Source organism: Thermodesulfovibrio sp. 3907-1M, assembly GCF_040450955.1.
Lineage (GTDB): Bacteria > Nitrospirota > Thermodesulfovibrionia > Thermodesulfovibrionales > Thermodesulfovibrionaceae > Thermodesulfovibrio > Thermodesulfovibrio autotrophicus.
This window is the reverse complement of sequence record NZ_CP144373.1, coordinates 1,785,680-1,799,500: the sequence shown is the minus strand read 5'-3', so window position 1 is coordinate 1,799,500 and position 13,821 is coordinate 1,785,680. Positions and strand designations below refer to the sequence as shown.

Annotated in this window: 12 protein-coding genes; 3 read left to right on the top strand and 9 right to left on the bottom strand. The window is 37.1% G+C overall.

The genetic code is table 11. The features are described 5' to 3' along the window. The first annotated feature begins 93 nt into the window (after positions 1–93). Positions 94–2,502, top strand: coding sequence for an ATP-binding protein (locus V4D30_RS09400; RefSeq protein ID WP_353684065.1), 2,409 nt, complete (start codon positions 94–96; stop codon positions 2,500–2,502). A 4-nt stretch (positions 2,503–2,506) separates the two neighbouring features. Here V4D30_RS09400 and V4D30_RS09395 read toward each other — a convergent pair whose 3' ends face one another. From V4D30_RS09395 to V4D30_RS09355, 9 genes are all read right to left on the bottom strand, one after another. Continuing rightward, positions 2,507–3,355 (bottom strand): metal ABC transporter permease, encoded by an 849-nt coding sequence (locus tag V4D30_RS09395; protein ID WP_353684064.1) that lies wholly within the window; start codon positions 3,353–3,355, stop codon positions 2,507–2,509. Then, positions 3,297–4,016 carry a metal ABC transporter ATP-binding protein gene (locus tag V4D30_RS09390; RefSeq protein ID WP_353684063.1) on the bottom strand — a complete coding sequence of 240 codons (720 nt, stop codon included), beginning with the start codon at positions 4,014–4,016 and terminating at the stop codon, positions 3,297–3,299. Before V4D30_RS09390 ends, V4D30_RS09395 begins: the two co-directional genes overlap by 59 nt. Then, positions 4,007–4,891 carry a zinc ABC transporter substrate-binding protein gene (locus V4D30_RS09385; protein ID WP_353684062.1) on the bottom strand — a complete coding sequence of 295 codons (885 nt, stop codon included), beginning with the start codon at positions 4,889–4,891 and terminating at the stop codon, positions 4,007–4,009. The genes V4D30_RS09390 and V4D30_RS09385 overlap by 10 nt, the downstream gene beginning before the upstream one ends. A gap of 8 nt (positions 4,892–4,899) precedes the next feature. Beyond that, positions 4,900–5,997 (bottom strand): molecular chaperone DnaJ, encoded by a 1,098-nt coding sequence (gene dnaJ, locus V4D30_RS09380; protein WP_353684061.1) that lies wholly within the window; start codon positions 5,995–5,997, stop codon positions 4,900–4,902. Beyond that, on the bottom strand, positions 5,994–7,883 hold the full coding sequence (dnaK, locus tag V4D30_RS09375; RefSeq protein WP_353684060.1) for a molecular chaperone DnaK: 1,890 nt from the start codon (positions 7,881–7,883) through the stop codon (positions 5,994–5,996). The genes dnaJ and dnaK overlap by 4 nt, the downstream gene beginning before the upstream one ends. 3 nt (positions 7,884–7,886) lie before the next feature. Then, entirely contained in the window at positions 7,887–8,498 is a 612-nt protein-coding gene (gene grpE, locus V4D30_RS09370) for a nucleotide exchange factor GrpE (protein ID WP_353684059.1), read from the bottom strand. A gap of 10 nt (positions 8,499–8,508) precedes the next feature. Then, a complete protein-coding gene (gene hrcA / locus V4D30_RS09365) occupies positions 8,509–9,555 on the bottom strand; it encodes a heat-inducible transcriptional repressor HrcA (RefSeq protein ID WP_353684058.1) in 1,047 nt (348 codons plus the stop codon). Positions 9,556–9,625: 70 nt separating this feature from the next. Continuing rightward, the gene (gene speE / locus V4D30_RS09360) at positions 9,626–10,462 is read right to left on the bottom strand and encodes a polyamine aminopropyltransferase (protein WP_353684057.1); all 837 of its coding nucleotides are present in this window, start codon (positions 10,460–10,462) and stop codon (positions 9,626–9,628) included. A 9-nt stretch (positions 10,463–10,471) separates the two neighbouring features. Next, positions 10,472–11,587, bottom strand: a complete 1,116-nt coding sequence (locus tag V4D30_RS09355) for a type III PLP-dependent enzyme (RefSeq protein WP_353684056.1) — start codon at positions 11,585–11,587, stop codon at positions 10,472–10,474. 39 nt (positions 11,588–11,626) lie between these two features. Here V4D30_RS09355 and pheA point away from each other — a divergent pair, with 39 nt between their 5' ends. Continuing rightward, entirely contained in the window at positions 11,627–12,700 is a 1,074-nt protein-coding gene (gene pheA, locus V4D30_RS09350; RefSeq protein WP_353684055.1) for a prephenate dehydratase, read from the top strand. Between the two features lie 11 nt (positions 12,701–12,711). Then, complete coding sequence (gene hisC / locus V4D30_RS09345; protein ID WP_353684054.1) at positions 12,712–13,821, top strand: histidinol-phosphate transaminase; 1,110 nt, start codon at positions 12,712–12,714, stop codon at positions 13,819–13,821.

Sequence of the window (13,821 nt, the reverse complement as noted above, 5' to 3'; positions counted from 1 at the left end):
CTCCAGAGTTTTATTTAATTATAAATATCTTAGCACGCTAAAGGCAAAATTTGATGGTATAATATGAAAAAATACAGAAAAGGAGGAAAGAAAATGGTAAGGAAGCTTCAGGCAGAAGAGGTCTATAAAAAATGTGAACATAGCATATTTGATTTTGAAACAACTGAAGAGCTTTCACCTCTTAAAGGAACAATCGGGCAGGACAGAGCAGTTGCTTCTTTAGAGTTTGGTTTAAATCTGCCAGCTAAAGGTTTTAACATATATGCTCTTGGTGAACAGGGCACAGGTAAGATGCGTGCAATAAGAACACTTCTTTCTGAAAAAGTAAAAAAAGAGCCTGTTCCACCTGACTGGTGCTATCTTTATAACTTTAAAAATCCTGATGCTCCAGTGGCTGTTAGTTTACCTGCAGGCAGAGCAACGGAATTTCAGAAAGACATGGAAAATCTTATTAATACACTAAAAGTAGAAATTCCGAAAGCCTTTGAGTCAAAGGAGTATGATAAACAGAGAAACAAAATCCTTGAGGATTTTCAGCAAAAGCAGAGAGAATGGTTTTCCACAGTTGAAGAAGAAGCAAAAGCAAAAGGCTTTGCAATTCGTAAAGCTCTTGCAGGATTAATAATTGTTCCCGTAAAAAGAAATGGTGAGCCTCTTACAGAGGAAGAGTTTCAGGCTCTTGATCCCGATACAAGAAAACGAATTGATGAACTTGGTAAAATGCTTCAGGACAAACTTGATGATGTTGTAAGAGCAGTTAAAGAAGCTGAGAAAATCGTTAAGGACATGCTTGCGAGGCTTGAACGGCAGATCGCACTTGATGTAATAGAGCAACCTATTGAAGAACTCAAGAAAAAATACTCTTTCAATGAAAAAATTGTAAATTATCTTGATGCTGTCAAGGAAGATATACTTAACAATATTCAGGATTTTAAGATTCAGGAAGAAGTGCCTGCAGTGCCTCCTTTTATGAAAATTCAGAGGGAGGTTTCTTTTGCTAAATACAGTGTAAATGTTCTTGTTGACAACTCTACGACAGAAGGTGCTCCTGTTGTTTATGAACCAAATCCTACGTATCTCAATCTTTTTGGAAGGATTGAATATAAAATCCAGTATGGAATGGCAATTACTGATTTTACAATGATTAAGCCTGGCTCGCTTCATAAGGCAAATGGAGGATATCTTGTAATAGATGCGATGGCTTTAATAAAAAATCTTTTTTCCTATGATTCTTTAAAAAGAGCATTAAGAAGTAAAGAAATCAGAATTGAAGACGTATGGGAACAATACAGACTCATAACCACTACTACATTAAGACCAGAACCAATTCCATTAAATGTTAAAGTTATTCTTACTGGAACGCCCTTTCTTTATTACATTCTCTACAACTATGATGAGGAATACAGGGAACTCTTTAAAGTTAAGGCAGATTTTGATATACGAATGCCAAGAACTGAAGAGAACATAAAAAAATATGCTCAGTTTGTCTCCCTCTGTCAAAAAGAAGAAGGACTTCTTCCATTCCATAAATCAGCGGTTGCAAAGATTGTTGAATATGGTTCAAGGCTGGCAGAGCATCAGGAAAAGCTTTCTACTCAATTCAGTAGTATAGCAGACCTTATAAGAGAATCCCATTTCTGGGCAAAAAAAGATGGAAAAACGCAGGTTTATGAAGAAGATGTCAATAAAGCCCTTGAACAGAGGGTTTACAGATCAGCAAGCATAGAGGAAAAACTAAGGGAGCTGATTGTCGAAGATGTTTTAATCGTGGAGACATCTGGCAGAAAAGTGGGACAGATTAACGGACTTGCTGTTATTGATCTTGGAGACTACAGCTTTGGCAAGCCTTCCCGTATTACTGCAAGAGTCTATCTTGGTAAGGCTGGAATAGTGAATATTGAAAGAGAAACAAAGATGTCTGGCAAGATTCATGAAAAGGCAGTTATGATTCTTTCAAGCTACCTGTGGAGTAAATACGCCATAAAAAAGCCAATAAGTCTGAGTGCTTCCCTTACATTTGAGCAACTATATGAGATGATAGAAGGTGACAGTGCTACATGTGCTGAACTTTATGCACTTTTAAGCAGCATTGCCGAAATACCTTTAAAACAAAATATTGCTGTTACAGGCTCAATGGATCAAAAAGGAGAAGTTCAGCCAGTTGGTGGAATAAATGAGAAAATTGAAGGATTTTTTGAACTCTGTAAAATCAGAGGACTTGATGGAACTCACGGAGTAATAATTCCAAGAAGAAATACGAAACATTTGATGCTGAAGGAGGAGATTCAAAAAGCTATTAAAGACGGAGCTTTCCATATTTACGCCATTGATTATGCAGAGGAAGGGCTTGAAATACTTACAGATATGCCAGCAGGTGAGCTTCAGCAGGATGGAACATATCCAGAAGGAACGATAAACTATCTTGTTATGAAAAAGCTTGATGCGATGTCAGAGTTGCTTAAGCAGAAGGAAAAAGAAGAGGAAAAAAAGAATGAGAAATAAAAAATCATTTAAAGGCTTTAAAAACAGTGGAGATTAAAAAGAAAAAGATTAAAATTGTTGAGATTGATGCTCCAAGCGGAATTCCTGAGTAAAAGGAAAGAAAAATTCCTGTATAGGATGAAAAAAGAGAAATAATAATTGAGAATATTACCGTAGTTTTAAGGCTTTTAGAGAGCTGCATCGCAGTTAAAGGAGGAATAATCATAAGAGCACCAATTAAAAGTGCTCCCATTGTTTTTATTGATATGGAAATTGACAATGCTACTGTAGTGGCAAAAAGCATTTTAGTTTCTGTTGTATTAATTCCAGAGGCATGAGCAATCTCTTCATCAATGCAGAGATTTAATATTTTTTTATGATATTTGAGCAGGAAAGCTCCGCAGATTAAAGCCCCGGCAAGAATAAGATAAAAATCTTCCTTCGTTACAGTGGAAAGACTTCCAAAAAGTATATTCATTATTGAACCTGTACTACCAGATAATGCTATAAAAACTACTGACAGTGAAACACCTGCATAGAGAAAAAAGGAAAGAGAACCCTCTGCGGGAAGCCTGTCTTTTGCTCTAAGCTGCTCAACAGAAATAGAGACAATAAGGCTCAATAAAATAAGCAAAACAAGAGAATTTATCTTAAAAAAAAGGCTCAATGCCAGTGCTAAAAAACCAACATGAGCAAGAGTATCGGCAAAAAAGGCATATCTACGCAAAAGTAGAAATACTCCAAACACAGGAGCCAGTGGAGCTACAAATGTTATAACCAGAAAAGCTCTCTTTATGACGCTTAACTCAAATATTTCAAGCATTTTTATGGGGAAAAACAGTATGTTCAGGATATAACATGCCCATATATTCATCTTTTAGAATCCTCTGAGGCTCTCCGAGACATACAACCTTTCTGTTCAGACATAGAATACATTTTGCTTCATGGGCAAAAGTTGCTATATCATGAGTAACCACAACTATTGTAATTCCAAAATCCTGATTAAGACTCTCAAGTATCTGAAGCAGCTCATCCATTGAGTAAGGATCAATACCTGTAGTTGGTTCATCAAGCAGTAAAATTCTTGGTCTGCAAGCAATTGCTCTTGCAAGAAATGCCTTCTGCCTCTGACCTCCAGAAAGTTCCCTAATTAATTTCTTTTTTAAATGGGAAATCTTAAAAACATCCAGCGCCCATTCAATATTGTCTTTTTTAAATTTTTCATGCCCGCTTCTAACAAGTTCTTCTACTGTAAATGGAAACTCATATATTGTCTGGGATATTCTCTGAGGCAGATATCCAATAGGCTCTGATTTTAAATACTCCTCTGGAGTCACTCCATAAATCAATACCTGACCTCTTTGAGGTTTTATTATGCCCAGTATTAACCTCAGCAGAGTTGTTTTACCTGCTCCATTTGGTCCTATAATTCCGAGATAACAGCCTTCAGGTATCTCAAGATTAATGTCTTCAAGCACAAAAATGCTGTCAAAGGAGTAGTAAAGATTCGTTAATGTTATGGCTTTTAGTGGCATTTTAAAGCGGTTTTTAAAGTTTTAAGGTTCTCATTCATTATTTGAAAGTAGTCAAGTCTATGTTGAGTATCTGCTCTGTGAAGAGTGTTAAATGTTAATATTTTTGCTGCTGTTTCTTCTGATAGAGCTTTTGCGATTCTTTCTCCTTCAGGCTCTGAAACAATATACTCAATGGAGCTCTGCTTCATGAGATCCTTGAGTTTTTTAATTCTCTTCAAAGAAGGCTCCTGTTCTGGTTCATGAACGATAAAGTAAGAAGTAAAACCATATCTTGAACTGAGGTAGTTTAAAAATTCATGGGTAATTATCACATCTTTCAAAGAACAATTTGACAGTCCTTGCCTGTAGGAATTATCAAGCTCTTTTAATTTTGTTTCATAAATGGAGAAATTTTTCTCGTATAAATCTTTTTTTTCTGGTGTAATCTCTGTGGCTGCATTTTTTATGACTTTTATAATTTCTGCTGTTAAAATAGGATCTAACCATATGTGAGGGTCTATTTCATTGCCTGAAGAGTATTTTTTAAATTGAATGCTATCCTGGAGTCTGACTACCTTTACGCCCTTTTGAGTAAGTTCATCTTTTATTTTGTCAATCCATCGGTCAATATCTGTATTTCCAAGATACACTATCATGTTTGCCCTGTAAAGTTTTTGAATGTCCTTTAAAGAAGGCTCAAAATTATGGGGATCAACTCCCTGAGGCATTACACTCTCAACCTGAGCTTCTGGAATTATCCATTTTGTAAACTCTGCAAGGGGATAAAGACTCGTATAAACTACAATAGACTTTGATATTTTCTCAGGCTTTTGACTGCACGATGAAAAAACTATCATAAAGCAGATTAGAAAAAGGAAAATTATGTTTCTTTTCATAAATACCTCTACATTGAAAAGATGTCTTTTATTTTATCTTTTAGTCCCTTTGAAGTTTTTTTGATTTCTTCGCCAGAGACTCTTGCAAACTCTTCAAGAAGTTCTCTCTGTCTTTCATTAAGCTTCTTTGGAACATCAATGTAAACTGTTACAATCTGATCTCCTCTGTGGGTGCTCCCAACTCTTGGAAGTCCTTTACCCTTGAGCTTAAAAACTCTACCAGATGGTGTCCCAGGAGGTATTTCTATCTTTGCTTTGCCATCAATTGTTGGAACTTCCACTTCTCCGCCAAAAACTGCTCTGACAAATGAAATGGGAATAGAACAGTAAATATTTATCCCCTCTCTTTTGAAAAACTCGTGCTCTTTAACATTGACATAAATATAAAGATCGCCACGGGGACCACCAAACTCTCCAATTTCTCCTTCTCCAGTAACCTTCAATTTAGTGCCTGTATCAACGCCAGGAGGAATATGAATTTTTAACTCTCTCTCTATCCTTACCTTACCATTTCCAGAGCAATCAAGACATGGCTCTTTAATAATTCTTCCAGTTCCACCACACTTTGAACATGTCTTTGATACTGAGAAAAATCCCTGATTGTATCTGATATATCCGGTTCCACCGCAGGATGAGCATATAATTGGCTCACTGCCTGGTTTTATTCCAGAACCATTACAGGTTTCACATATTTCCCAGCGGAAGAATTTAATTTCTTTTTCAACGCCTTTAGCTGCCTCTTCAAGGGTAATTGTAATATCATATCTTAAATCAGCTCCTTTTTTAGGTCTGTTTTTCCTGAATCCAAAGCTGCCGAAAAATCCTTCAAATATGTCTTCAAATATGTCTGTAAAGGTTGTATAAGTTTCGTATCCAAATCCTGTAGCTGCTCCTTCTGCAGTTCCATATCTGTCATAGTTTGCTCTTTTTACTGGGTCACTAAGACATGCATAAGCTTCATTTATCTCTTTAAATCTCTCTTCAGCCTCTTTGTTACCAGGATTTAAATCAGGATGATACTGTCTTGCAAGGCGCCGGAACGCCTTTTTTATTTCTTCCTGAGAGGCGTTCCGGCTTACTCCGAGAATGCTGTAATAGTCCTTCATTTATTGTCTTTGTCCTCTACTTCAGCTTCTATCACATCTTCCTCTTTTTTAGTCTCTGAAGAAGCACTCTGTGATGCACCTGCACGCTTGTAGAGCTCTTCTGCTATTCTGTGTGAAGCTCTGGCAAGCTCTTCTGTAGCAGCCTTTATCTCATTTATGTCATTACTTGTGTCTTTAATTCTACGGCACTTTTCAATGGCATCCTGAATTCTTCTCTTTTCATCCTCTGGAACTCTGTCACCCATCTCTCTTAAAGTTTTTTCCACTGTATAAATCATGTTGTCAGCATCATTTCTTGCTTCAGCAAGCTGTTTTTTACGCCTGTCTTCTTCTGCGTGAGCTTCAGCTTCTCTGATCATTCTTTTAATCTCTTCCTCTGTAAGACCGCTTGAAGCTGTAATTCTGATTGACTGTTCCTTACCTGTGGCAAGATCCTTTGCAGAAACATGTAGAATTCCATTCGCATCAATGTCAAAGGTAACCTCTATCTGAGGAATTCCTCTTGGTGCAGGAGGGATTCCAACCAGCTCAAATACTCCAAGAAGCTTGTTATCAGCAGCCATTTCTCTTTCGCCCTGATATACCTTGATTGTAACAGCTGTCTGGTTATCAGCGGCTGTTGTGAATATCTGAGACTTTCTGGTTGGTATTGTTGTATTGCGCTCAATAATTTTCGTAAATACTCCGCCAAGTGTTTCAATTCCGAGGGAAAGAGGTGTAACGTCAAGAAGGAGAACTTCTTTTACTTCTCCCTTAAGAATTGCTGCCTGAATTGCTGCTCCTATGGCAACAACCTCATCAGGATTAACGCCTTTGTGAGGCTCTTTCCCAAAGAAATCCTGAACAACTTTCTGAACCTTTGGAGTTCTTGTCTGTCCACCAACAAGTATTACTTCATCTATCTGACTCTGAGAAAGTCCAGCATCAGCAAGAGCTTTCCTGCATGGTTCAAGACTTTTCTGGATTAAATCATCAACGAGCTGTTCAAGTTTAGCTCTGGTTAGCTTCATAAGAAGATGTTTCGGACCTGATGCATCAGCTGTTATAAAGGGAAGATTTATTTCCGTTTCCATTGCTGAGCTTAGCTCTATTTTTGCTCTTTCAGCAGCTTCTTTAAGCCTCTGAAGAGCCATTCTGTCTTTGCGTAAATCAATGCCTTCCTGTTTTTTGAATTCTTCTATGAGCCAGTCCATAATTCTTATATCAAAGTCATCACCACCAAGATAAGTATCTCCATTCGTAGCCTTTACTTCAATTACACCTTCTCCTATCTCAAGTATGGAGATGTCAAAAGTTCCACCACCAAGGTCATAAACAGCGATTTTTTCTTCTTTTTTCTTGTCAAGCCCGTATGCAAGTGCTGCAGCTGTTGGTTCATTGATGATTCTCAGGACATTTAATCCTGCAATACGGCCTGCGTCTTTTGTTGCCTGACGCTGACTATCATCAAAATAGGCAGGCACTGTAATTACTGCTTCTGTAACAGGCTCTCCAAGATAGTCCTCAGCAGCCTGTTTAAGTTTCTGAAGAATCATTGCAGAGATTTCAGGTGGAGAGTATCTTTTACCCATTATCTCCACATGAGCATCTCCATTGGGAGCTTCAACAATTTTATAGGGAAGTCTTTTTTTAGCCTCCTGCACTTCAGGAGAGTTATACTTTCTTCCCATCAATCTTTTTATGGAAAATATTGTATTTTCAGGATTTGTTATTGCCTGTCTCTTTGCCACCTGTCCAACCAGCCTTTCACCTTTATCAGTAAAAGCAACCACAGAAGGAGTTGTTCTCTGTCCTTCCTGATTTGGTATTACAACTGGCTCACCACCGATAACTACTGCAACAACAGAGTTTGTTGTGCCCAGGTCTATTCCTATTGCTTTTCCCATTGTTTAATCCTCCTTTTTATTTGTGTCTTGAGCACCCGAGGGGTGCATACCCTCCTCTGAGGGTTTAGATTTACGAGAAACAGCCACCAGAGGTTCTCTCAAAAGTTTATTTTTATACATGTATCCTTTCCGCAATTCTTCTACGATAATGTTATCATCCATGTCTGCTGTTTCAACTGTAGAGACTGCATGATGCAGTTCAGGATTAAAAGCCTGCCCAACTGTCTCCATCTGCTTTACTCCATACTTCTCTAAAATGCGTAAAAACTCTTTAAGTGCGTTTTCCACTCCCTGTTTCATACTTTCAAGCCATTGGGAATTCAGTTCATTCCCTGCGTGTTTGATAGCCAGTTCAAAATTGTCTATGACTGGCAGTAAATCCTTAATCAGTCTTTCGTTTGCATAATTTATCAGTTCCTCTCTTTCTTTTTGAATCATCCTTTTATAGTTCTCAAACTCGGCATACAATCTCAAATACTTCTCTTTTTGCTGATTTAACTCATTTTGAAGATTTTCAATAATATCCCTTGGTTTGTCTTCAAGGGCTGAGCCTTCATAGGAAATTTCTTCGGTTTCTCTATTCTCAGTTATCTCTTCCTTTTTTATCTCCTCCATTTTTCTCCCCCTAATCTGAAAGTGTTCTTGTCAACACCCTTGCAAAGGCATTAACTAAAACGATTGCTCTTTGATAGTCCATTCTCTTCGGGCCAACAAGAGCAATAACACCGAGTGACTTATCTTTTTCTTTATATGGTGAAGCAATTATGCTAAAGCTTCGGAATTCTTCCACAGGATTTTCCTCTCCTATTATAACCTTTACATCCTCATCTTCAGAGATGTTTTCAAAGAGTTTGAGCAAAAGATGCTTGTTCTGTATTGTTTTAGCAACTTCTCTGAGCTTTTCTATATCGGAAAAATCAGGTAAATGCATAATGTGATACAATCCTGATACATAGACATCTTCTACGGAAAAATACAATGCTTCCTGACACATCTTTAAAATCTTTGTAATCAGTTTATCCCAGAAAAGTTTTTCCTTTTTTATTCTTACGAGAAGGTCTTCTCTTATTTCATCAATAGTTTTTCCATGATAGTTTCTATTGACAAAATCCGCAAGGCTGTTAAGTTCGTTCTGAGTTATTTCAGGATAGGCTTTTATAATTTTGTTTTTAACAATGCCTTTATCGTTTACAACAACCGCAATTACAAGGTCATCTTTAAACTTTATAAAATCCACTCTATGAAGTGCAGTTTTTTCAGTGGCCGGTAAAACAGCCAGCCCCAGATATTGAGTAGCCTGAGACAAACTCTGAGTTGCCTCAAGAAACAGTGAATTCATATTGTTTCTTAGTTTTCTCAATTTTTTCGTTAAGTTTTCTATGAATTTTTTAATTTCCGCTGAATGGATAACTAAGGCTTCCTTAAATATGTAGTCAACATAAAATCTATATGCTCTGTCAGTTGGCACTCGTCCTGCTGAAGTATGAGGCTGGAAGAGAAAACCAGCATCCTCTAAATCTGACATTATATTTCTTATGGTTGCAGAGCAAACATCAAATCTGTATTTTTTCATAATATAACGGGAGCCAACAGGTTCTGGTTTCTCAATATAACTCTCTACAACTGCGCAGAGTATTTTCTTAGTTCTCTCATCAAGCATTATATCTCTCATTTTAGCACTCTCCATCATTAAGTGCTAACATTTAAAAATTATCATGAAAACTTTAAAAAAGTCAAATATCTTACCAATCAAGTTCTTTATTAAGAAGTTTTGCATAAATATCACGAGGCAGAAAACAAACTCTGTGTAAATCTTCTGTATAAAGTTTTGTTGATACTTTCACCTGCTTTCTTATCTCCCTGGGATCCAGCGATTTTGAGCCAACGGAAAAGCTCCACCAGTTTCCAGCATAGGTTGCAATAGAAGCCGTATAAAGGTCAACAATGGGGAAAATAAGCTTCATTGAGTTTTGAACTTCATAAACGAGCTCTTTATGAAAGATGAGGGATTCTGAAAGGGTTACAAACATTCCATCCTGAGTAAGGGCATCTCTTACTGATTTAAAAAACTCAACGGTAAAAAGACTTTTAGCAAAACCGATTATATCAGTGGAATCAACAATTATAATGTCAAGAGCATTATTCATCTCCTTTATAAACTCTGCTCCATCCATACATCTTATCTCTACTCTTGGATCATCTATGGAGCATGATACAGTGGGGAAAAATTTTTTTGAAACATTTATCACTTCTTCATCAATCTCTATAAAATAAAGCTTTTTTACGCAGTCATGCTTGAGAACCTCTCTTACTGCACCACCATCTCCGCCTCCTATAACTGCAACTGTTTTTGCTTCTGGATGAGCGTGCAAGAGGACATGGGTTAACATTTCATGATATATGAACTCATCTCTTTCAGTGAGCTGAACAACACCATCAAGAACAAGAATTCTTCCAAAATAGGGATTTTCAAAAACCATTATCTCCTGAAACTTACTTTTGCCCTTATAAAGAACCTTTTCTACATCATACACATACTGTATTGGGGCATAAGGGTCCTTCTCAAAAAATTTAATCATAGCATCCTCCTAAATTAAAAATGTTTTTGGTATAGAAAATCCATTGAACTCTGAAGCATAGGATATGGTATATGCTCCAGCAGAAAGAATAAGTATAAGACTTCCCACATCTGGTTCAGGTAGCAGAACTTCCCTGTCTATGACATCAAAGCTATCACAGCTTGGTCCTGCAATTGTCCACTGCTTTTGCTCTCCTCTGCTTCCAACAATATACTGATATTTAATTCCTCCTATGCTTTCCATTAACCCATTGAAAACACCCACATCTATGTAAAGCCAGTTTTCATCTCCTCTTTGAGCTTTGCCAATAATTCTTGAGACAAAAACTCCAGAATCTCCCACCACTGCTCTACCAGGCTCTATAAAAATCTCGGTATCAGGAAAATATTCTTCAAGAAGCGAGTTAATTTTTGCCTCTATTGTTTCTATAGGAGGCACTCTTTTAGTGTATTCAATAGGATATCCACCTCCAATATTAAGCATTTTTATTTCAATCCCTGCCTTTCTGGCAAGCTCTTTTACCTGTCTTGCTTTATCTATGGCAGTGTGCCAGTTATATATATTGCTGCACTGTGAACCCACATGAAAGGTAATACCTACAGGGTCAAGTCCTTTCTGTTTTGCATAAATAAGTAACTGTACAGCTTCTTCCATCTCAACACCAAATTTTTTACTGAGAGGCCATTCACTTCCTTCATTCGGAACAGACAGTCTTACATAGACTTTTTTTTCAGGTGCATATTTCGCCATTTTTTCAACTTCTGCCTGAGAGTCAAAGGCATAGTAGTCAATTCCGTACTGCACTGCCTCTTTAAGAAATTTAAATGTCTTTACTGGATTGCTTGTTATTATTCGCTCAGGCTCAACATTAAGCTGTTTAAGGATTGCCAGCTCTCCCTCTGATGCTATCTCAAAGCCCACATTAAAACTATTTAAATATCTGAGAACTTCCACATCTGGATTGGCTTTGACTGCGTAGAAAATCTTTGAATTTTTGATTCCTTTCCCGATAAGGGAGATTTTTTCTTTTAGAGTCTCTCTATCAATAAGAAGATATGGAGGTTCATCATCATGAGAAGCTATCCAGTTTAAAACTCTGTCCATAAGAAGATTCTGTTTTTTCATAATTTTAAAATTTTATCATATTCTATGATAGAATAAGAAATGGAAAATGAAAGGTTAAAAAATCTAAGAGATAGGATTGACAAGATTGACAGAGAAATTCTCAAACTTTTGAATGAGAGAGCAAAAATTGCTATAGAAATAGCAACAATAAAACGGGCTAAAGGACTTTCATTCTATGACCCTGTAAGAGAAAAAAATATCATTGATAAAGTTTTAAAAATAAATGAAGGACCCTTTTCTGATGATGTAATTAAAACTCTTTTCAGAGAAATTGTTTCAGCCACACTCGCACTTCAGGAATCACAAAAAGTGGCTTATCTCGGACCTGAGGGAACATTCACCCATCTTGCTGCAATAAAGTATTTTGGAAGCTTTGCTCAGTTTGAACCTCAGGATAGCATTAAATCCATTTTTGAGTCCGTTGAAAAGGGACTGTCAAGATTTGGCGTTGTTCCAATAGAAAACTCCAATGAAGGAACTGTTACATATACTTTAGATATGTTCATGCAGTATGCAGTAAAAATCTCTGGAGAGATAATAATTCCTATAACCCTTCACCTTCTCTCTCTTACAGGTCAAAAGGAAAAAATAAAGAAAATCTACTCCCATCCACATGCAAGAGCTCAATGCAGAGAATGGCTTAGCAAAAACATGCTCGGTATTCCTGTGTATGATGTGGCATCAACTGCTGAGGCAGCAAGACAAGCCTGCGTTGATGAGGAAATTGCAGCCATTGCAAGCGAATTTGCAGCGCAGATCTACGGACTTAAATTTGTTGCAAAACACATTGAAGACTTCAAAAACAACTACACAAGATTCTTTATAATCGGGAAAAGCTTCCCAGGTAAAACAGGTTCTGATAAGACTTCTATAATGTTCTCCCTTCAGGACAAGCCCGGTGCTCTTTATAATGCTTTGAAACCATTCAAGGATGCCAGCATAAATCTTACCAAAATAGAATCAAGACCGGCAAAGATGCGTAAGTGGGAATATATATTTTTTGTTGACTTCATAGGACATATAGAAGATGAAGAAGTGAAAAAAACCCTTGAAAAAGTAAAAGATTACTGCATAGAGCTTGTCCATCTTGGCTCATATCCAATGTTTGAATAAAGGGAGGCTTTATGATTAAACCATTACCATATGTGCAAAAAATTCAGCCCTACATTCCGGGTAAACCAATTAAAGAGGTTGAAAGAGAGCTTGGTATAAAGCAATGCATTAAGCTTGCTTCCAATGAAAATCCTCTTGGACCTTCACCAAAGGTTGTAGAGAGCATCATGGATTTTTTATCAAATCCTGCAGAACTTGCGAGGTATCCTGAAGGAAGTGGATTTTATCTTAAAAATGCTTTATGTGAATTATTTGCAACAAGAGGAGTAAATCTTACACATGATGAAATCATTCTGGGCAATGGCTCAAATGAGCTTATTGATATTGCAGTAAAAACTTACATTGGTCCAGGCGATGAAGCAGTTATGGCTACTCCTTCTTTCGTTGTCTATGCAATGAGCGTGACAGCACAAGGTGGAGTGGCAAAGGAAGTAACACTTAAAGAGTGGAGACATGATCTTGAAGGAATGCTCAAGGAGATAACAGACAGAACAAAAATCGTATTCATAGCCAATCCCAATAATCCAACAGGCACAATGAACTACAGAGATGAGTTTGATAGCTTCATGAAAGCTCTCCGAGAAGACATACTCGTTGTGGTAGATGAAGCTTATTATGAGTATGTGACAGAACCAGATTATCCTGACACCTTAAAATATTTCAAAGATGGCAGGGATATACTGATTTTAAGAACCTTTTCAAAAGCCTATGGATTAGCAAGCCTGAGAATAGGTTATGGAGTTGCGAAAAAAGAGATCATTACAGAGATGAACAGAATAAGAGAACCCTTTAACACAAACACCATTGCTCAGATTGCTGCAGAGGCTGCTTTAAAAGATGAGGAGCATCTGAAAAAAGTGCTTGAAATCAACGAAAAGGGCAAACAATATCTTTATTCTGAGCTTGATAAAATCAGACAAATTCAATATCTTCCCACACAGACAAACTTTATTTACATAATACTGCCAGAGAGTATTTCATCCAAGGAAGTTTTTGACTCACTTCTCAGGCAGGGAGTTATTATAAGACCTGTAGGACCAAGACAGATAAGAGTCACAATTGGTTTACCTGAAGAAAATAAAGCTTTTATAGAAAGTTTAAAAAAATTTTTTGGAGGTTAA